This window comes from Salmonella sp. SAL4457 (assembly GCF_046548235.1).
Taxonomy (GTDB): Bacteria; Pseudomonadota; Gammaproteobacteria; order Enterobacterales; family Enterobacteriaceae; genus Salmonella; species Salmonella enterica.
The window spans coordinates 1,115,758-1,134,721 of record NZ_JBGDZO010000001.1; the positions used below are offsets into that span (position 1 = coordinate 1,115,758).

An 18,964-nucleotide genomic window follows, 5' to 3' on the forward strand; every position below is an offset into this window, starting at 1 on the left:
TTATTAATTACGAGCTTTAAAAAAACTCGTTTAACGGATTGATGACAGGCGAGACGCGTCAATATGGAACAGGCGAGCAAAGTTATCGGTGGTGATCTGCGCCAGTTCTTCAACGGCAACCCCTTTCAATACCGCCATATATTCTGCGACGTCGCGTACCATCGCAGGCTGGTTCTCTTTACCGCGATGCGGCACCGGCGCCAGATAAGGAGAATCGGTCTCGACTAATAACCGATCCAGCGGCACATAGCGCGCCGCATCACGCAACTGTTCAGCGTTACGGAACGTTACGATGCCGGAAAAAGAGATATAAAACCCCAGATCCAACAATTTGCCGGCCGTTTCTCTGTCTTCTGTAAAACAGTGTAGTACGCCGCCGCAATCCGTCACTTTTTCTTCGCGCAGGATAGCCAGCGTATCGGCGCGCGCGTCGCGAGTATGGACAATCACCGGTTTATGCAATTCGCGGCCAATCTGGATATGATGAATAAAAGACGCCTGCTGGCGGATTTTGGTCTCAGGCGTGTAAAAGTAATCAAGCCCTGTCTCGCCCATCGCCACCACATCGTCTTCTGCAGCAAGGAGGCGCAGTTCTTCTACGTCATATGCTTCATCCTGATTTAACGGATGCACGCCGCAGGAAAAGACCACATTATCGCGCTTGCCCACCAGCTTGCGCATATGGCGATACCCCGGCAGCGTCGTCGCCACCGCTAAACAGAACTTCACATCGCGCGCGGCGGCTTTCGCCAGCACATCGTCCACGTCCTTATGCAAAGATTGATAATCCAGACCATCAAGATGGCAGTGTGAGTCGACTAAAAACATAATGTCTCTCTCAAAGATGAGGAACAGGCAACAAGGTGCCTGGTTGCAGGTAATGCTCGATGCGGAGAATGAGATCGGTTAATACCAGTTCGCGATTTAATCCGGTCACATGAAGTAATTGATCACGACAATGGCAAACATCGTTCAGGATTGCCTGAATACGCGCCGGGGATAGCGGCCCCGCCAGCGCGGCAACAACCGCGTCCGCATCAACGTTTGTCAGGTACGACGCGCCGTGCTGACGTTTCAGCGCGTCTACCAGCAGCGTCGCCAGCCAGTGCAGGCGCGCCGGGGCTTGCTCATGATTGAGCGCCGTTAATAACGCATACCAGTCGCCCGTATGCAAACTGTCCATTAACGCCTGACACAGCGCCTCACGCTGCGCCCAGCGTTCAGACTGCAACAGCGCCAGCGCGGCGCCGGGCGACCCCGCATTCAGACGTAGCGCCGTGAGCAATACTTCTTGTGACGCCGTCACTTCTCGCGATAGCCATGACATCGCATACGATTCGGACGGCGGCGCCAGATGATGCAGCCGGCAGCGGCTGCGTAATGTCGCCAACAGACGAGCAGGCTCCGGGCTGGCAAGGAAAAACCAGGTTTGCTCCGGCGGCTCTTCCAGCGTTTTGAGCAACGCATTGGCGGCGGCGTCGGTTAATAGCGCCGCATCCGCAATCCACACCACCTTCGCACCGCCCAGACGGGAGTGCTCGTACAATTTCTCGCTTACCTCGCGTACCGCATCTACGCCGAGGCTGCTTTTGCCTTTATCCGGCGTCAGCGTGTAATAGTCCGGATGCGTGCCAGCCTGCATAAGCTGACAGCCACGGCAATGCCCACAGCTTTTGTGGCCCTCAGGCTGCTGGCATAACAGATAACGGCTCAGCGCATAGCACAGCGCCTCGTCGCCCATGCCAGGTAAGGCCTGAATCAGTAGCGCATGGTGCCCACGTCCCGCCTGGTAACTTTCTACCAGTTTTTCATAGGCGGGCCGTAACCATGGATACCATTTCATGCCGCTTGCTCCTGCACCCACTTCGTCACCGTGGCGCGAATGTCGCGCATGACGGCATCCAGCGGCTGGGTCGCGTCAATGGTGCGGATACGCGAGTCTTGCGCCGCCAGTTCCAGATAGCGCGCGCGAGTCCGGTTAAAGAAATCAAAAGATTCTTGCTCAATGCGATCCAAATCGCCGCGCGCTCTGGCGCGTTTTAGCCCGACTTCCGGCGTGACATCCAGATACAGCGTCAGGTCAGGGCGAAAATCGCCCAGCACGGCATCGCGTAGTGTCGCCAGCATGGTTTGATCAATGCCGCGCCCTCCCCCCTGATACGCCTGGGTCGAGAGATCGTGGCGATCGCCGATCACCCATATGCCTTGCGCCAGCGCGGGTTTGATTACCGTTTCGACGAGCTGTACGCGAGCGGCATAAAACATCAGCACTTCCGCTTTATCGGTAATCACTTCGTCGCCTACCGATCGAATATCCAACACCAGACTTCTTAGTTTTTCGGCAAGCTGCGTACCGCCCGGCTCACGGGTAAAAATCATATTACGAATACCCAGTTGCTCAAGGGTCTCCACCACCACGTCGCGCGCAGTGGTTTTTCCGGCGCCTTCCAGGCCCTCGATGACGATATAATTACTGCCCATTTTTTTCCTTAAGCACTTTCAGGTACTCCTGCACTGACCGATTATGGCTGGCAAGATTGGTGTTAAATGTGTGACCACCTTTACCGTCGGCCACAAAATAGAGATACGGCGTTTTCGCCGGATGCGCCGCCGCCTGCAATGACGCTTCGCTGGGCGATGCGATCGGTCCTGGCGGCAGCCCGGTTATGGTATACGTGTTATAAGCCGTCGGCTTTTCCAGATCCGCACGCGACAAGTTACCATTATAACTCGTCCCCATCCCGTAAATCACGGTGGGATCGGTCTGAAGGCGCATACCGATTCTCAGGCGATTAATAAAGACTGAGGCCACCTGATCGCGTTCGCTGGCGACAGCCGTCTCTTTTTCAATAATCGAGGCCATTGTCACCAGTTGGTTCTGATCTTTATAAGGCAGCCCCTCGGCCCGGCCTTTCCAGACAGTATCGACAGCTTTCACCATCTTTTGATGCGCTCGCTTGAGAATAGCGACATCGCTGGTGTTGGCGGTATACATCCAGGTATCAGGCCAGAACCACCCTTCTACCCATTCCGGATGCGCAAGCTTTAATGCCTGAGCGACAGTGGCGTAGTCATCATCCGGCAATGTATGGCGAATATACGGCGCCTCTCGTAACTGTTTCAGGTAATCGCTAAGGCGCATCCCTTCCACAAACCGCAACGGGAATTGCGCTTCTTTGCCGCTCTCCAGCAACTCAAGCATCTCCCGTACGGTCATCCCCGGCGTAAAACGGTAAGTTCCCGCTTTAAAGTGCGATAACTCAGGCTCCACGCGCAGCAGCCACTGAAATACCCGGGGGCGATTAATGATTTTTTCATCATAAAGCTGGTCGCCAAGCGCCAGCCGCCCCGTTCCCGCCTTGAGCGTAAAGATAGTCTCGTTTTTAATAAGTAACGTGCTGTTCGCCAGATGGCGAACTTTCCACATCCCCACGCCCGCGGCAATACCCAGCACAACCAACAGCAGAAGGAAAACGCCTGACAATTTTTTCATAACTAATTCGGATGCTCACAAAATGGGGCTAAAAATTGAAACAGTGTTCGCGAAGAATACGACGTCCCGTGATAGGCGCGTATGGGAATAATCGGCATTAGCGCGTTGCAAATGATAATCTCATCCGCCTGCCTGACTGCCTCCTCTCTCGCCTGTACTTCAAGAACCTGGAAAGGAGATTGCGCCAGTTGGCGTAAACAAAATTGTCGCATAATGCCGTTCACCCCGGCCTGATCCAGACGCGGCGTAAAAACAATGTCGCCTGTACGCCAGAACAAATTAGCCGCACAGCATTCCGTAACCCATCCCTCGCTGTCAAGAACCAGCGCCTCATCGGCGTCCGTCTGCTCAAGATGAGAGCGAATCAACACCTGTTCGAGGCGGTTCAGATGTTTTAATCCGGCAAGATAAGGATTGCGCCCAAGCGGTATGGGACTAAGGGTAAGAGTGATGCCTTGCTTACGCCACTGAGAATAATAAGCGGGATAAGCAGAAACGGAGAGGATTCGGGTAGCTGCCTGACAATTCATGGCGCTGTATCCCCGGCCGCCGCTACCACGGCTAATGATCACTTTCAACACGCCTGAATCATGCCCTGTGGCCAACATTGTCATCTCTTGCCGAAGGGTCGCCCAATGGCTAAAAGCGATCCGTAATTTTTCACAGGCAACCTGCAAGCGCTGAAGATGCGCTTCCAGATGGCAAATGTTGCCATCAACAATACGTGCGGTCGTAAAACTGCCATCGCCGAACTGCGTCGCCCGGTCGCTTACAGCAAGTTGATCCTGCGCATGGCCATTAATTAAAAACATAGTGGCTCCTTATCCGTCGCCTGCTAGTGTGGCAGGATGAATAACGCAGAACAAGAGGTGATATGCCTGATAAAAAAGGCCCGACAAGCGGACCTTTTTATTAATGTCTGTCTCTGGCTTAACTTAGATCTTTTTAAAGATCAAGGAACCGTTAGTTCCGCCAAAACCAAAGGAGTTACACAGAGCGTACTCCAGATCGCTGACCTGGCGCGCTTCATGCGGCACGAAGTCCAGATCGCAACCTTCATCCGGGTTATCCAGATTAATGGTTGGCGGAATGGCCTGATCGCGTAGCGCCAGAATAGAGAAAATAGACTCTACTGCGCCTGCGGCGCCCAACAGATGGCCGGTCATCGATTTGGTCGAGCTCACCATCACTCGGCTTGCGGCATCGCCAAAGACTGACTTAACCGCCTGCGTCTCAGCTTTGTCGCCGGCAGGCGTCGACGTGCCGTGCGCGTTGACGTAGCCAATCTGAGCAGGCTCAATCGCGGCATCACGCAACGCGTTAACCATCGCCAGCGCAGCGCCTGCGCCATTTTCCGGCGGCGACGTCATATGGTAAGCATCGCTGCTCATACCAAAGCCGACGATTTCGGCATAGATTTTCGCACCACGCGCTTTTGCATGTTCGTACTCTTCAAGCACCAACATACCGGCACCGTCGCCCAGTACAAAACCATCGCGTTCTTTATCCCACGGACGGCTCGCCGCCTGTGGGTTATCGTTGCGGGTCGACAGCGCGCGCGCTGCGCCAAAACCACCTACACCCAGCGGCGTACTGGCTTTTTCTGCGCCACCTGCCACCATCGCGTCCGCATCGCCATAGGCGATGATACGCGCGGCATGGCCGATGTTATGCACGCCTGAAGTACAGGCAGTCGCAATAGAGATACTTGGCCCACGCAGGCCATACATGATAGTCAGATGGCCTGCTACCATGTTAACAATCGTCGACGGGACAAAGAACGGGCTAATCTTACGCGGTCCGCCTTTTACCAGCGAACTGTGGTTTTCTTCGATCAGACCGAGACCACCGATACCGGAGCCGATAGCGGCGCCAATACGGCTTGCGTTCTCTTCCGTCACTTCAAGGCCAGAATCCTGCATGGCCTGTACGCCAGCGACAATTCCATATTGAATGAAGGCATCCATCTTGCGCTGTTCTTTGCGCGAGATAATGTCATCACAGTTAAAATCCTTTACTAAGCCAGCAAATTTCGTTGCATAGGCGCTAGTATCGAAATGGTCGATCAGGCTGATGCCACTCTGACCGGCAAGGAGAGCTTTCCAGGTAGACTCTACGGTATTGCCGACAGGAGACAACATGCCCAGTCCGGTCACAACTACACGACGCTTAGACACGGTTGTCCTCCAGGGAGGGAAAATGATTCTAGTGGGACAAAAAGATAAAACTCAGGCGGTCGAACGACCGCCTGGAGATGTTCACTTACGCCTGGTGGCCGTTGATGTAATCAATGGCAGCCTGAACGGTGGTGATTTTCTCAGCTTCTTCGTCCGGAATCTCAGTATCAAACTCTTCTTCCAGAGCCATTACCAGCTCAACGGTGTCAAGAGAATCTGCGCCCAGGTCTTCAACGAAAGAAGCATTGTTGGTTACTTCTTCCTGCTTAACGCCCAGCTGTTCGCCGATAATTTTCTTAACGCGTTCTTCGATAGTGCTCATACTCTTAAATTTCCTATCAAAACTCGCTTTCGCGATGGTTTTCGTAGTGTATAAAATGTTGAAAAATTTGCAACTAAATCCCGGCAGGTCTTACCACGATTTTACGTTATTTTGCGGCCTTTCGCCCTAATAACGCAAATATTTTTCAATCGTGATTAAACCATGTACATTCCGCCGTTGACGTGCAGAGTCTCACCAGTGATGTAACTCGCTTCGTCAGAGGCTAAAAATGCAACCGCACTGGCGATTTCCTGAGCGCCGCCGAGGCGACCCGCAGGCACCTGCGCCAGGATACCCGCACGCTGATCGTCAGACAGCGCACGCGTCATGTCCGTTTCAATAAAACCCGGAGCCACAACATTGACAGTAATACCACGGGACGCAACTTCACGCGCCAGTGATTTACTGAAACCGATCAGGCCCGCTTTCGCCGCAGCGTAGTTTGCCTGACCTGCATTTCCCATGGTACCAACCACAGAACCAATAGTGATAATGCGACCACAACGCTTTTTCATCATAGCGCGCATTACCGCTTTTGACAGGCGGAAAACGGATGATAAGTTGGTTTCGATAATATCGTTCCACTCATCATCTTTCATTCGCATCAACAGATTATCACGAGTGATACCGGCATTATTAACCAGGATATCCACTTCACCAAATTCTGCGCGAATATTTTCCAGAACAGATTCAATAGATGCAGGATCGGTCACATTCAACATCAAACCTTTCCCGTTAGCACCTAAATAGTCGCTAATGTTCTTCGCACCATTTTCACTGGTCGCAGTCCCGATAACTTTCGCGCCGCGGGCAACGAGAGTCTCTGCAATTGCGCGGCCTATGCCACGGCTTGCACCAGTCACCAGCGCAATCTTTCCTTCAAAGCTCATGGTTTTCCTCTTTTATTGCGTAAGTGCCGCAGACAGCGCCGCCGGCTCGTTCAGCGCCGACGCTGTCAGGGTGTCGACAATACGTTTCGTCAGACCAGTGAGGACTTTACCTGGACCCACTTCATAAAGATGTTCAACGCCCTGCGCCGCGATAAATTCCACGCTCTTCGTCCACTGTACCGGATTGTACAACTGGCGAACCAGCGCATCGCGGATAGCGGCGGCATCGGTTTCACATTTCACGTCAACGTTGTTCACTACCGGCACCGTTGGCGCGTTAAAGGTAATTTTGGCTAATTCAACCGCCAGCTTATCTGCCGCTGGTTTCATCAGCGCGCAGTGCGACGGTACGCTCACCGGCAGCGGCAGCGCGCGTTTCGCGCCAGCGGCTTTACAGGCTGCGCCCGCGCGTTCTACCGCCTCTTTATGCCCGGCGATAACCACCTGTCCCGGCGAGTTAAAGTTAACCGGTGAAACAACCTGCCCTTCGGCAGATTCTTCACAGGCTTTAGCAATAGAGGCATCATCCAGCCCTATGATCGCAGACATGCCGCCAGTACCTTCCGGAACCGCTTCCTGCATGAATTTACCGCGCATTTCCACCAGACGAACGGCATCAGCAAAGTTGATGACGCCAGCGCAAACCAGCGCGGAATATTCGCCCAGGCTGTGACCTGCCATTAACGCAGGCATTTTACCGCCCTGCTGCTGCCAAACGCGCCAAAGCGCGACGGAAGCGGTTAATAGCGCCGGCTGCGTCTGCCAGGTTTTATTCAGTTCTTCCGCTGGACCTTGCTGGGTGAGCGCCCACAGATCATATCCCAGAGCCGCAGAAGCTTCAGCAAACGTTTCTTCTACGATAGGGTAATTTGCCGCCATCTCGGCCAACATCCCAACGCTCTGAGAACCCTGACCGGGGAACACAAATGCAAATTGCGTCATGTTTAAATCCTTATACTAGAAACGAATCAGCGCGGAGCCCCAGGTGAATCCACCCCCGAAGGCTTCAAGCAATACCAGCTGACCGGCTTTAATTCGCCCGTCACGCACGGCTTCATCCAGCGCGCACGGCACAGAAGCCGCGGAGGTATTGCCGTGCCTGTCCAGCGTGACGACGACATTGTCCATCGACATGCCGAGTTTTTTCGCTGTCGCGCTAATGATACGCAGGTTAGCCTGATGCGGCACCAGCCAATCGAGTTCTGAGCGATCCAGGTTATTAGCCGCCAGCGTCTCATCGACAATATGCGCCAGTTCAGTGACCGCCACTTTAAAGACTTCATTACCCGCCATCGTCAGGTAAATCGGGTTATCCGGATTTACGCGATCGGCATTCGGCAGGGTCAGTAATTCACCGTAACGGCCATCGGCATGAAGATGAGTGGAGATAATACCCGGTTCTTCAGAAGCGCTCAGTACGGCCGCGCCTGCGCCATCGCCGAAAATAATGATCGTACCGCGATCGCCAGGATCGCAAGTGCGGGCTAATACATCGGAGCCGACCACCAGCGCGTGTTTAACCGCGCCGGATTTAACGTACTGGTCGGCGATGCTTAACGCGTAGGTGAAACCTGCGCACGCTGCCGCGACATCAAACGCCGGGCAACCTTTAATACCGAGCATACTTTGAATCTGACATGCCGCGCTTGGAAATGCATGCGTTGCTGATGTGGTCGCCACCACAATCAAGCCAATTTGGTCTTTATCGATCCCCGCCATCTCAATCGCGCGATTCGCAGCGGTAAAGCCCATCGTCGCGACAGTTTCATTCGGCGCGGCGATATGGCGTTCACGAATACCTGTACGAGTGACAATCCACTCGTCAGAGGTCTCAACCATTTTTTCCAGATCGGCGTTAGTCCGCACTTGTTCGGGCAGATAGCTGCCAGTACCAATAATCTTCGTATACATGTACGCTCAGTCACTTTTCGGTTATATACCGTTACCTGTAAACGTCTGGCACGCTGGCGGCGCCGGGGAGACAGCGATATTATCTGTGCGCCCGCAGGTTTACGCCTTTGCCATCGTCCAGCGGTTCAAATCCGGCTGGGTATACAGATTCCAGGCGAGCGGCAATTCGCTGAGGAACTTGTCGCTGCACCGCCTGCACTGCCTGTTCAATCGCGACTGCAAATGCTCGCTGATTGGCCGCACCATGACTTTTTATCACCGTGCCGCGCAATCCTAACAGACAGGCGCCATTATACTGGTCGGGGTTGAGGTGACTGAATCGCCTCGTCAGGCTTTTTTGTAACCAACGTTTTAATAACAGCAGCCACCACGACCGTTTTTTCCCCTCGCCCTGTGATTTCAGCAGTGAAAGGAACATTCTGACAACCCCCTCCATCGTTTTAAGTGTGACATTGCCTGTAAAGCCGTCACACACCAGTACATCGGTTTTTCCCGTCAGTAACTCATTCGCCTCAAGGTAGCCGATGTAATTGATGGTTGGGACTGTTTTTAACATTAAAGAGGCTTCGCGAATACTGTCGAGGCCTTTGGTTTCTTCTTCCCCGATATTGAGTAGCGCCACGCGGGGATTTTTGATCCCGACGACCTCTTCCGCCAAAACGGCGCCCATCACGGCAAACTGCACCAGCATGGTACTGTCGCAGTCGACGTTGGCCCCCAAATCAAGCACTACCGTTTTGCCCTTTTGCTGGTGCGGTAATACCGTCACCAACGCCGGACGCTCAATCCCCTCAAGAGGCTTGAGCAATAATTTCGCCAGCCCCATCAGCGCCCCGGTATTACCGGCGCTAACGCAAGCTTCGGCTCGGCCTTCTTTCACAAGCTCCAGGGCCACACGCATGGATGTCCCGCGACTGGCGCGGATCGCCTGCGAAGGCCGGGCATCACTGGCAACAACTGACTGTGCAGGGATAATCTGCAGACGCGAACGTTGTTCAAAGTCAGCTTTGGCAAGTAATGGCGTGATAATATCGGGATTCCCGACTAAAAGAAGAGTGAGCTGCGAATTAGCGTTCAGTGCCTGCAATGCTGCAGGCACCGTCACGGAAGGACCAAAATCACCCCCCATGACATCTAACGCCAGGGTTAGACGTGTCAAGGTATCGTCGCTGCCTGGTTCGGTGTTCTCCGCTTACGCGGAGAAATCCTCACTAAGCTTTATCACGCTTGTACTCTTCGGCTTTTACACCACAGGCACGCCTGTGATGCAAAAGGCATCGAGTATCGCGCGATTACTTAGCGATGACCTTACGGCCGCGGTAGTAACCGTCGGCAGTGATGTGGTGACGCAGGTGTTTTTCACCAGAAGTTTTGTCTACAGACAGGCTGGTGACTGCGGTCAGAGCGTCATGGGAACGACGCATGCCACGTTTGGAACGGGTTGGTTTATTCTGTTGTACGGCCATGGACCTTACTCCTCAATTACGGTTTATCCCTGCGTCCGCGGGGAAGACCTATTACTTACGCTTTAAGCTGGCTAATACGGCAAATGGGTTTGGCTTTTGCGCTTCATCAGGCAGTTCGCCAAAGACCATGTCCGCCTCGGACACTTCACAGTGTTCAGAATCATGCACCGGAACTACCGGCAAGGCGAGGATGATTTCATCTTCAACCGTCGCCAGCAGATCGATTTCGCCGAATTCGTTTACCTCAATCGGCTCATACGCTTCCGGCAGTGCTTCAGCCTGCTCGTCGGAACGGACAGGGCTAAAACAATACGTTGTGTGAACCTGATGGGTAAACGGTTTCCCGCAACGCTGGCATTCGAGCGACACCGTAACGACCGCATCGCCGGTTAAAACGGCGAGACGCTGGTTATCGATAGCGAACGACATGGAGCATTCCACATCACTGTCCACACTGACTACAGATTCGGCAACGCGCTCAACCTGATCGGGGGTATAGATACCCTGGTAATCAAGGCGTTTTTGAGCGGTACGAACCGGATCAAGAGTCAGGGGTAATTTTACCTTTTGCATAGGGCGCGCATATTAACTTCGTAACGTCATATAGTCAAAGAAAAAGGCAGCCTGCGGTTGCCTTTTGCCAATAATTCGCACACATTGCGGGTTACAGACTTATTTTCGCTCAAGACGAGTCAGTATGACAGGCTTGAAGACCGAAGAGCATAGTTTAAGATGGCTCTCATCATTACGCTATATCTGAGGGAAAAAATATGCCCCGTCTCATCCTTGCGTCTACCTCTCCCTGGCGTCGCGCGCTGCTGGAAAAGCTGACGATTCCTTTCGAATGCGCCGCGCCGGATGTTGATGAAACCCCCATGCCGGGCGAAGCGCCGCGTCAGTTGGTGCTGCGGCTGGCGCAGGCGAAGGCGCAATCGCTCGCCGCGCGTTTCCCGAATCATTTGATTATTGGCTCCGACCAAATTTGTGTTCTGGACGGCGAAATCACCGGCAAACCGCTGACGGAAGAAAAAGCGCGTCAGCAATTAGCCAAAGCCAGCGGAAATATTGTGACGTTTTATACCGGACTGGCACTGTATAACTCCGCCTCCGGGCAATTACAAACCGAAGTGGAGCCTTTTGACGTTCATTTTCGCCATTTAAGCGAAGCGGAAATAGACGACTATGTCCGTAAAGAGCATCCGCTGCACTGCGCGGGAAGTTTTAAAAGCGAAGGTTTAGGCATTGCATTATTTGAGCGCTTAGAGGGCCGCGATCCGAACACGCTGATCGGCTTGCCGCTTATTGCCCTGTGCCAGATGCTGCGACGGGAGGGCTTCAACCCGCTACAGCAGTAAACGGCCTACTCTGTAGGCTTTTCAAATACCCCTAAAAGCCGTTTCTGCACGTGTTGGTAGTTATCTCCCGTTTATTGGGGAGCAGTTTCGACCGCTTCCAGTTCTAACCAACTGGAAAGCGCTTGTTGTGAACAATTTAGCGCCTGCCGATCTTCACTCTCTTCGTGCGGGCCCGTTTCCTGGTCAATCCATTCACCGACCAGAAAAAAAGCATTGGCATTACGAACCGATGTACGGTGCGTTTTATCCCATAGGGTATCAACAGCGGTATACGTGCGCGTTAATGAATTCCCCATCTCAGTTCAGTTTTGTAAAAACACGTGTTCTCAATACTCGCCTGACGCGCTCTACGGCGTCAAAAGCGGCTTACGAACTTATTCTCGCGAACAACTCTCAGGACGTTTATGTCCTGAAACCTTCCCTTTGCGACTCGTTAAATTCCATCTCGCGATGAGTTTACGCCCTCCCCCGAACATTGCTTCACCTCACGACACATTCCTTTAATTAACGCCGCCAGCATCAGCCGCATCTTGTTGACTATTTATAAATTCAACCATCTGCTGAGTAAGATGGTTTATATCATTCTGCGTAATGAAAAAATTAAATTGTTGATCCTGAAAGTGTTCTTTTGCTGCCAGGTCGGCAAAAACCGCTTTTCCATTCGTTTCAAAGCGGACTTTATTTCCCTGTTTTTGCAGAAACTCGCCCATTGCGACCAGTTGGTCGAGCCGCTTTCCGCGCAGAAAATAATAGCGAGTCATCGTCTCATCCAGCGGTGTTACGGTTTTATTCCACGCAGCGTCAAAGACAGGCTTCACATCAGAGGGGAGCTTTAAAGCAGAATATTTTTTTCTGTTTTCACTACTCACATTTTTCAACCGAAGGATAAATCGATTGTTTACGTCACGAGCCACACGTAGCTCGTTCAGGAAAACCAGATTATCACGCTCAGACTGAATAACACCGGTGATCTTATCCTCCTGGCCGGTCTCATACACCACAGCAAAGATTTGCCCGTAGGCAGCTAATAGTACATCGTAGTCATCGGCGTAATGACCAAAAGCCTGACGTTGGGCTGGCGTCAACTCACAGACGCCCACCACGGGAGACGTAATGACTTGCGTATTCAAATACTCAACGAAAGCCCGTCGTGAACTATCGCCCTTCCCTTCGCAACCGGTCAGCATCGCGATCACGAGCGGCACGATAACGTATTTTCCCCAACGCTGAGTAAATGAGCGCATCCAGCTAGTATTGGCCATCTGTTCGTCCTTAAACGCGCCGAAATCCGGATCGCAAGAATAAACAGTGCACAACGGTAAAAATGCGTCGGATACAGCAAAACAAAAATATTATGAGAAAAGTGAGATTCGGGCAGATAACCTGCCCGAGAGAGGAACTATTTTGCGTTACGCAGCACCTGCAGACAGCGCTTCAGGGCGTTATCCATTGGCGCTTCAATGCGCATGACATCGCCCGTTCCCGGATGCGTGAACTTCAGCGCCGCGGCGTGCAGAAAGAGACGTTTAAGACCGGTTCCCGCTTCGGTAAGCTGTTGATCAAACTCACGGTCGCCGTAGCGATCGTCGAACGCAATAGGGTGACCGGCATATTGGGTATGTACGCGAATCTGATGCGTACGGCCCGTGACCGGGCTACAGCGCACCAGCGTGGCGAAGGCATAGCGCTCTTCCACCTTGAAGCGCGTTTCTGACGGTTTGCCTTCCTGGCTCACGCGAACAATACGTTCGCCGCTTTGCAGAATGTTCTTTAATAATGGCGCCTGTACGGTTTTAACGTGCGATTGCCACTGGCCGCGCACCAGCGCCAGATAATCTTTCTGCATTCCCTTTTCGCGCAGTTGCTCATGCAGCGAACGCAGCGCGGAGCGTTTTTTCGCCACCAACAGCACGCCGGAGGTATCGCGGTCAAGACGATGCACCAGTTCCAGGAATCGCGCTTCCGGACGCAACGCCCGCAGCCCTTCGATGACGCCAAAACTTAACCCGCTCCCGCCGTGTACGGCGGTGCCGGAAGGCTTATTCAGCACCAGAATATGGTCGTCTTCATACAAAATGACGTCCGCCAACGCCGCCACTTTTTGCAAATGCGGCGACACGGCCTCTTCTTCGCGTTCAGCAACGCGAACCGGCGGAATGCGGACTTCATCGCCCGCTTCCAGTTTGTATTCCGGTTTAATGCGTTTTTTGTTCACCCGCACCTCGCCTTTACGCAAGATGCGATAAATCATACTTTTTGGTACCCCTTTCAGTTGGGTGCGCAAAAAGTTATCAATGCGTTGCCCCGCTTCGTCAGCGGCGATAGCAACAATTTTTACGGATGGCGTTTCTATTTTCATGGGGGGCGATTCTAAATAGCCTGTGAGATTCGCGCCACACATTTTTCTATGCTTATAGAGACGCCTACGCCAGTGGATGAACATTTTTCACTGCGGTTTTGCTGGTTATTAAAGCGATTGGCTCACGCTGGTGAAAAAACTGTGAGTAAGCGGGTGATAAATGGTAAAAGTCATCTTGCTATAACAAGGTTAGCAGTGGAATAATGATGCGGTTTCCGCACCGAAACTTGTTAAAACAAAAAGTTTAGCGGAATAACCCATTTTGTCTGACCGATCATCAACGCAGCAATGGCGTAAGACGTATTGATTTTTCAGACAGTTAGCGGGCTGCGGGTTGCAGTCCTTACCGGTAGATAGGATCTTCTCTGGAGAGTAATGCCCAGGCTGCTTCCCTGATAATTGCGCTGTGTTTCCGTATGAAATACAGGCAACCGACACTCTGCGCCTCTTTGAGCTGACGATAACCGTGAGGTTGGCGACGCGAAATAGTCACGAGGCCATCGGTTCATGCCCGGTAAGGCGTCACCATGCCCGCAGCTTAGTCGTCAACGTAAGAATAATGAGTAAGTTACGATGAAAAGAATGTTAATCAACGCGACTCAGCAGGAAGAGTTGCGCGTCGCCCTTGTAGATGGGCAGCGTCTGTACGATCTGGATATAGAAAGCCCCGGACACGAGCAGAAAAAAGCGAACATCTATAAAGGCAAAATTACCCGTATTGAACCGAGCCTAGAAGCGGCTTTTGTTGATTACGGCGCAGAACGCCACGGTTTCCTCCCGTTAAAAGAAATTGCCCGCGAATATTTCCCCGCTAACTACAGCGCTCATGGTCGCCCGAACATTAAAGACGTGTTACGCGAAGGCCAGGAAGTCATTGTTCAAATCGATAAAGAAGAGCGCGGCAACAAAGGCGCGGCGTTAACCACCTTTATCAGTCTGGCGGGCAGCTACCTGGTACTGATGCCGAATAACCCGCGCGCGGGTGGTATTTCCCGTCGCATTGAAGGCGACGATCGTACCGAGTTAAAAGAAGCGTTGGCCAGCCTGGAACTTCCTGAAGGGATGGGGCTTATCGTGCGTACCGCGGGCGTGGGTAAATCCGCCGAAGCGTTGCAGTGGGATTTAAGCTTCCGCCTGAAACACTGGGAGGCCATTCAGAAAGCCGCTGAAAGCCGTCCCGCGCCGTTCCTGATCCATCAGGAAAGCAACGTCATCGTACGCGCGTTTCGCGACTATCTGCGTCAGGATATCGGTGAAATCCTGATCGACAATCCAAAAGTGATGGAAATGGCGCGTCAGCATATCGCCGCGTTGGGCCGCCCGGATTTTAGCAGCAAAATTAAGCTGTACACCGGTGAAATCCCGTTGTTCAGCCATTACCAGATCGAATCGCAGATCGAGTCAGCGTTCCAGCGTGAAGTGCGCCTGCCCTCCGGCGGCTCCATCGTCATTGACAGTACCGAAGCGTTAACCGCCATCGATATCAACTCCGCCCGCGCGACTCGCGGCGGCGATATCGAAGAAACCGCGTTCAACACCAATCTCGAAGCGGCCGACGAGATTGCCCGCCAGTTGCGTCTGCGCGACCTGGGCGGCCTGATCGTTATCGACTTTATCGATATGACGCCGGTACGTCACCAGCGCGCGGTAGAAAACCGCCTGCGTGAAGCGGTGCGTCAGGACCGGGCGCGTATTCAGATTAGCCATATTTCCCGCTTCGGCCTGCTCGAAATGTCGCGTCAGCGCCTGAGCCCGTCGCTGGGCGAATCCAGCCATCACGTGTGTCCGCGCTGTAGCGGTACCGGCACCGTGCGCGATAACGAATCTCTGTCGCTGTCCATTCTGCGCCTGATTGAAGAAGAAGCGCTGAAAGAGAATACGCAGGAAGTCCATGCCATTGTTCCGGTGCCGATCGCCTCTTATCTGCTTAACGAAAAACGGACGGCAGTTAACGCTATTGAGACGCGTCAGGATGGCGTCCGCTGTGTCATCGTCCCGAACGATCAGATGGAAACGCCGCACTATTCCGTGCTGCGCGTACGCAAAGGGGAAGAAACGCCGACCCTGAGCTACATGCTGCCGAAGCTGCACGAAGAAGCGATGGCGCTGCCTTCTGAAGAAGAGTACGCCGAGCGTAAACGCCCGGAACAGCCTGCGCTGGCGACATTCGCTATGCCAGATGTGCCTCCGGCGCCGACGCCTGTCGAACCGGCGGTTAGCGTCGCCACGGCGAAAAAGGATAATGTTGCCGCCGCGCAGCCTGCCCAGCCGGGTCTGTTTAGCCGCTTCCTTAACGCGCTGAAACAACTGTTCAGCGGTGAAGAAACGAAAACCGTTGAAACAGCCGCGCCGAAAGCGGAAGAAAAAGCGGAGCGTCAGCAGGATCGTCGCAAGCCACGGCAGAACAACCGTCGCGATCGTAACGAACGCCGCGACACCCGTGATAACCGTGCCGGACGTGACGGCGGCGAGAGCCGCGACGATAATCGTCGTAACCGTCGCCAGGCGCAGCAGCAAAATGCGGAAGCGCGCGATACCCGCCAGCAGGAAACGGCGGAAAAAGTGAAAACCGGCGATGAACAGCAACAGACGCCGCGTCGCGAACGCAGCCGCCGCCGCAATGATGACAAGCGCCAGGCGCAGCAGGAAGTAAAAGCGCTTAACCGCGAAGAACAGCCTGTCCAGGAGACCGAGCAGGAAGAACGCGTTCAGCAGGTTCAGCCGCGCCGCAAGCAGCGTCAGCTTAATCAGAAAGTCCGCTTTACCAACAGCGCAGTGGTTGAAACGGTTGACACGCCGGTCGTCGTCGACGAACCACGCCCGGTTGAAAACGTTGAACAGCCCGTTCCAGCGCCGCGTACCGAGCTGGCGAAAGTTGATTTACCTGTCGTCGCCGATATCGCGCCGGAGCAGGATGATAGCGTAGAACCTCGCGATAATACCGGTATGCCGCGTCGCTCCCGCCGTTCTCCGCGCCACCTGCGCGTAAGCGGTCAGCGTCGCCGTCGCTATCGTGACGAGCGCTACCCGACACAATCGCCGATGCCGTTAACCGTCGCCTGCGCGTCGCCGGAAATGGCGTCCGGTAAAGTCTGGATCCGCTACCCGATTGTCCGTCCTCAGGAAACGCAGGTTGTTGAAGAGCAGCGTGAAGCAGATCTGGCGCTGCCACAACCGGTTGTTGCTGAACAGCAGGTTATCGCTGCGACCGTAGCGCTCGAACCACAAGCGTCAGTACAGGCGGTAGAAAACGTTGCCGTTGAGCCGCAGACCGTCGCCGAACCACAGACGTCGGAAGTCGTCGAGGTCGAGACAACGCATCCGGAAGTCATTGCCGCGCCAGTTGATGAACAGCCGCAACTGATTGCCGAAAGCGATACGCCGGAAGCGCAAGAGGTTATTGCTGACGCCGAACCGGTAGCAGAAACCGCCGACGCGTCCATTACGGTGGCTGAAAACGTAGCTGATGTTGTCGTTGTCGAGCCAGAAGAAGAGACAAAAGCGGAAGCGGCTGTTGTGGAGCACACGGCAGAAGAAACCGTTATCGCACCGGCCCAGGTGGTGGAAAAACCGCAGGACGTTGTCTGCGTTGACGATCATAACCACGCCAGCGCGCCGATGACGCGTGCGCCAGCGCCGGAATATGTGCCGGAAACCCCGCACCATAGCGACTGGCAGCGCCCTTCCTTCCACTTTGAAGGTAAAGGCGCAGCAGGCGGACACAGCGCCACACGTCACGCCAGCGCCCCGGCGACACGCCCACAGCCGGTAGAATGATGTAAATGCTGATACAAAGCCGACCGCCAGGTCGGCTTTTTTATGCCCCTTACAGGGCGATGCCTCACCCCATGGCGTCTTTTAGTCACTCCAGGCGTTTATGAGATCGGGCGGGATAATACGTACGGATGGCGTCGCTACGGGCGCGACAATATGACCACTAACTCAATGACGACTAAAAAAATGCCCGCGCCGGGGTGGATGGCGCGGGCAGACAAAACATATCCAGTTTCGTGATATGTTTCAAAAAGAGGTGTTACCGGTTCAACTGGAAAAGCGACATTCCCTGCATGTCGGTAAACGTTTTATAGGACGCCTGTAATGCCGCCTGTTGCATGACGTAGGAAGAAATGACCGAGTTCCAGTCCACATCTACCAGGTTGCTCATCTGCAACTTCTGTCCCAGCGCACGGTCGCTTCCCAGTGAATCCAGCGTACTGAGTTCGCTCAGTTGCGTTCCCAGTTCCGCACGAACGGTCAGGACGTTATTAAGCGAATTTTTTAAGCCGCGATTGGTTTTATCAATGGCGGCAGCGGCTTTTTCTTTTTCCACGTCATTGCCTTCCACCGGGGTCTTGAGCGCGGCAATTGCCGTATCGAGCATGACAAACAGATTCTTTTCGGAGTCCGAGCCATCCGGTTCCGGCACCGCATTGCTGGTGATGCTATTAAAAATTTGCGCTCCCGTATGGCCAATTACCATCGTGCGTGCGGAATCCACCTGCTGGGTAACACTTTTCTCGCCGCCATGATAACCACCTGTCGCCTGGTCGAATGGCGCCGCTTCCGTTTTATACCCGGCAAAGATATAGCGACCATTGCCGTCAGTGCTGTTTGCCAGGTTCATCAGCTGATCGCGGATCCCCTGTAAATCCGTCGCCAGCGACGCGCGGTCATCGTCGCTTAACGTGCCGTTTCCGGCATAGACGATTTTTTCCTGCGCGGTTTGAATCGCCGTCGTCACCTGACTGAGTACGCTTTCTTCCAGCGACACTTTTTGGGTGGCAAACGTACGCGCCAGGGCGTACTGGCTATTCTGCGCCTGCGCCTGAGAGAGTACTACCGCCTGCGACGCGGCGATCGGATCGTCAGATGGGTTGGTAACGCGCTTACCGGTAGACATCTGCTCGCCCAGCTTCATCCATTCGGCCTGAGAATTAGTGATGCCGCTCATATTTTGTTCGTACATCATCTGGGTACTGATACGCATGTCA

The 18,964-nt window shown here is 53.7% G+C and carries 19 protein-coding genes; 2 read left to right on the top strand and 17 right to left on the bottom strand.

What is annotated here, in order from left to right; all coding sequences use genetic code 11:
* Nucleotides 1-30: 30 nt before the first annotated feature.
* From ACLJNW_RS05745 to yceD, 13 genes are all read right to left on the bottom strand, one after another.
* Entirely contained in the window at nucleotides 31-828 is a 798-nt protein-coding gene (locus ACLJNW_RS05745; RefSeq protein ID WP_000480277.1) for a metal-dependent hydrolase, read from the bottom strand.
* 10 nt (nucleotides 829-838) lie between these two features.
* On the bottom strand, nucleotides 839-1,843 hold the full coding sequence (holB, locus tag ACLJNW_RS05750; RefSeq protein ID WP_023203779.1) for a DNA polymerase III subunit delta': 1,005 nt from the start codon (nucleotides 1,841-1,843) through the stop codon (nucleotides 839-841).
* Nucleotides 1,840-2,481 (bottom strand): dTMP kinase, encoded by a 642-nt coding sequence (tmk, locus tag ACLJNW_RS05755; protein WP_000535396.1) that lies wholly within the window; start codon nucleotides 2,479-2,481, stop codon nucleotides 1,840-1,842. The genes holB and tmk overlap by 4 nt, the downstream gene beginning before the upstream one ends.
* Complete coding sequence (gene yceG / locus ACLJNW_RS05760; protein WP_000736459.1) at nucleotides 2,471-3,493, bottom strand: cell division protein YceG; 1,023 nt, start codon at nucleotides 3,491-3,493, stop codon at nucleotides 2,471-2,473. Before yceG ends, tmk begins: the two co-directional genes overlap by 11 nt.
* A gap of 2 nt (nucleotides 3,494-3,495) precedes the next feature.
* Nucleotides 3,496-4,305 carry an aminodeoxychorismate lyase gene (gene pabC / locus ACLJNW_RS05765; protein ID WP_000478653.1) on the bottom strand — a complete coding sequence of 270 codons (810 nt, stop codon included), beginning with the start codon at nucleotides 4,303-4,305 and terminating at the stop codon, nucleotides 3,496-3,498.
* Between the two features lie 123 nt (nucleotides 4,306-4,428).
* Nucleotides 4,429-5,670 (bottom strand): beta-ketoacyl-ACP synthase II, encoded by a 1,242-nt coding sequence (gene fabF / locus ACLJNW_RS05770; protein WP_000044664.1) that lies wholly within the window; start codon nucleotides 5,668-5,670, stop codon nucleotides 4,429-4,431.
* 85 nt (nucleotides 5,671-5,755) lie between these two features.
* Nucleotides 5,756-5,992 carry an acyl carrier protein gene (gene acpP, locus ACLJNW_RS05775; protein WP_000103754.1) on the bottom strand — a complete coding sequence of 79 codons (237 nt, stop codon included), beginning with the start codon at nucleotides 5,990-5,992 and terminating at the stop codon, nucleotides 5,756-5,758.
* Nucleotides 5,993-6,147: 155 nt separating this feature from the next.
* Nucleotides 6,148-6,882 carry a 3-oxoacyl-ACP reductase FabG gene (gene fabG, locus ACLJNW_RS05780; protein WP_000007236.1) on the bottom strand — a complete coding sequence of 245 codons (735 nt, stop codon included), beginning with the start codon at nucleotides 6,880-6,882 and terminating at the stop codon, nucleotides 6,148-6,150.
* Nucleotides 6,883-6,894: 12 nt separating this feature from the next.
* On the bottom strand, nucleotides 6,895-7,824 hold the full coding sequence (gene fabD / locus ACLJNW_RS05785) for an ACP S-malonyltransferase (RefSeq protein WP_001529843.1): 930 nt from the start codon (nucleotides 7,822-7,824) through the stop codon (nucleotides 6,895-6,897).
* 15 nt (nucleotides 7,825-7,839) lie between these two features.
* Entirely contained in the window at nucleotides 7,840-8,793 is a 954-nt protein-coding gene (gene fabH, locus ACLJNW_RS05790) for a beta-ketoacyl-ACP synthase III (protein WP_000288148.1), read from the bottom strand.
* 79 nt (nucleotides 8,794-8,872) lie between these two features.
* Nucleotides 8,873-9,952 carry a phosphate acyltransferase PlsX gene (gene plsX, locus ACLJNW_RS05795; RefSeq protein WP_001532250.1) on the bottom strand — a complete coding sequence of 360 codons (1,080 nt, stop codon included), beginning with the start codon at nucleotides 9,950-9,952 and terminating at the stop codon, nucleotides 8,873-8,875.
* A gap of 133 nt (nucleotides 9,953-10,085) precedes the next feature.
* Entirely contained in the window at nucleotides 10,086-10,259 is a 174-nt protein-coding gene (rpmF, locus tag ACLJNW_RS05800) for a 50S ribosomal protein L32 (RefSeq protein ID WP_000290727.1), read from the bottom strand.
* 51 nt (nucleotides 10,260-10,310) lie between these two features.
* The gene (gene yceD / locus ACLJNW_RS05805; RefSeq protein WP_001174492.1) at nucleotides 10,311-10,832 is read right to left on the bottom strand and encodes a 23S rRNA accumulation protein YceD; all 522 of its coding nucleotides are present in this window, start codon (nucleotides 10,830-10,832) and stop codon (nucleotides 10,311-10,313) included.
* 197 nt (nucleotides 10,833-11,029) lie between these two features.
* Between yceD and ACLJNW_RS05810 the strand changes: the two genes are divergently transcribed.
* Complete coding sequence (locus tag ACLJNW_RS05810; protein WP_001137607.1) at nucleotides 11,030-11,614, top strand: Maf family protein; 585 nt, start codon at nucleotides 11,030-11,032, stop codon at nucleotides 11,612-11,614.
* 71 nt (nucleotides 11,615-11,685) lie between these two features.
* Here ACLJNW_RS05810 and ACLJNW_RS05815 read toward each other — a convergent pair whose 3' ends face one another.
* The 3 genes from ACLJNW_RS05815 to rluC form a co-directional block, all read right to left on the bottom strand.
* Nucleotides 11,686-11,910, bottom strand: a complete 225-nt coding sequence (locus tag ACLJNW_RS05815; RefSeq protein ID WP_000528428.1) for a hypothetical protein — start codon at nucleotides 11,908-11,910, stop codon at nucleotides 11,686-11,688.
* Between the two features lie 204 nt (nucleotides 11,911-12,114).
* On the bottom strand, nucleotides 12,115-12,858 hold the full coding sequence (locus tag ACLJNW_RS05820) for a DUF3053 domain-containing protein (protein ID WP_077910178.1): 744 nt from the start codon (nucleotides 12,856-12,858) through the stop codon (nucleotides 12,115-12,117).
* A gap of 155 nt (nucleotides 12,859-13,013) precedes the next feature.
* Nucleotides 13,014-13,973, bottom strand: a complete 960-nt coding sequence (gene rluC, locus ACLJNW_RS05825) for a 23S rRNA pseudouridine(955/2504/2580) synthase RluC (RefSeq protein WP_023203917.1) — start codon at nucleotides 13,971-13,973, stop codon at nucleotides 13,014-13,016.
* A 573-nt stretch (nucleotides 13,974-14,546) separates the two neighbouring features.
* Between rluC and rne the strand changes: the two genes are divergently transcribed.
* Nucleotides 14,547-17,750 (top strand): ribonuclease E, encoded by a 3,204-nt coding sequence (gene rne / locus ACLJNW_RS05830; protein WP_023203916.1) that lies wholly within the window; start codon nucleotides 14,547-14,549, stop codon nucleotides 17,748-17,750.
* 256 nt (nucleotides 17,751-18,006) lie between these two features.
* Here the strand turns inward: rne and flgL are convergent, their stop codons facing one another.
* Nucleotides 18,007-18,960 (bottom strand): flagellar hook-associated protein FlgL, encoded by a 954-nt coding sequence (flgL, locus tag ACLJNW_RS05835; protein WP_001223032.1) that lies wholly within the window; start codon nucleotides 18,958-18,960, stop codon nucleotides 18,007-18,009.
* Nucleotides 18,961-18,964 lie beyond the last annotated feature (4 nt).

What these genes read in the sequence shown, in the direction of transcription:
- holB (WP_023203779.1), bottom strand. Translation starts at nt 1,843, where the DNA reads ATGAAATGGTATCCATGGTTACGGCCCGCCTATGAAAAACTGGTAGAA.
- ACLJNW_RS05810 (WP_001137607.1), top strand. Translation starts at nt 11,030, where the DNA reads ATGCCCCGTCTCATCCTTGCGTCTACCTCTCCCTGGCGTCGCGCGCTG.
- ACLJNW_RS05815 (WP_000528428.1), bottom strand. Translation starts at nt 11,910, where the DNA reads ATGGGGAATTCATTAACGCGCACGTATACCGCTGTTGATACCCTATGG.
- rluC (WP_023203917.1), bottom strand. Translation starts at nt 13,973, where the DNA reads ATGAAAATAGAAACGCCATCCGTAAAAATTGTTGCTATCGCCGCTGAC.
- fabH (WP_000288148.1), bottom strand. Translation starts at nt 8,793, where the DNA reads ATGTATACGAAGATTATTGGTACTGGCAGCTATCTGCCCGAACAAGTG.
- yceD (WP_001174492.1), bottom strand. Translation starts at nt 10,832, where the DNA reads ATGCAAAAGGTAAAATTACCCCTGACTCTTGATCCGGTTCGTACCGCT.
- rne (WP_023203916.1), top strand. Translation starts at nt 14,547, where the DNA reads ATGAAAAGAATGTTAATCAACGCGACTCAGCAGGAAGAGTTGCGCGTC.
- ACLJNW_RS05745 (WP_000480277.1), bottom strand. Translation starts at nt 828, where the DNA reads ATGTTTTTAGTCGACTCACACTGCCATCTTGATGGTCTGGATTATCAA.
- rpmF (WP_000290727.1), bottom strand. Translation starts at nt 10,259, where the DNA reads ATGGCCGTACAACAGAATAAACCAACCCGTTCCAAACGTGGCATGCGT.
- tmk (WP_000535396.1), bottom strand. Translation starts at nt 2,481, where the DNA reads ATGGGCAGTAATTATATCGTCATCGAGGGCCTGGAAGGCGCCGGAAAA.
- fabG (WP_000007236.1), bottom strand. Translation starts at nt 6,882, where the DNA reads ATGAGCTTTGAAGGAAAGATTGCGCTGGTGACTGGTGCAAGCCGTGGC.
- pabC (WP_000478653.1), bottom strand. Translation starts at nt 4,305, where the DNA reads ATGTTTTTAATTAATGGCCATGCGCAGGATCAACTTGCTGTAAGCGAC.
- fabD (WP_001529843.1), bottom strand. Translation starts at nt 7,824, where the DNA reads ATGACGCAATTTGCATTTGTGTTCCCCGGTCAGGGTTCTCAGAGCGTT.
- ACLJNW_RS05820 (WP_077910178.1), bottom strand. Translation starts at nt 12,858, where the DNA reads ATGCGCTCATTTACTCAGCGTTGGGGAAAATACGTTATCGTGCCGCTC.
- flgL (WP_001223032.1), bottom strand. Translation starts at nt 18,960, where the DNA reads ATGCGTATCAGTACCCAGATGATGTACGAACAAAATATGAGCGGCATC.
- acpP (WP_000103754.1), bottom strand. Translation starts at nt 5,992, where the DNA reads ATGAGCACTATCGAAGAACGCGTTAAGAAAATTATCGGCGAACAGCTG.
- yceG (WP_000736459.1), bottom strand. Translation starts at nt 3,493, where the DNA reads ATGAAAAAATTGTCAGGCGTTTTCCTTCTGCTGTTGGTTGTGCTGGGT.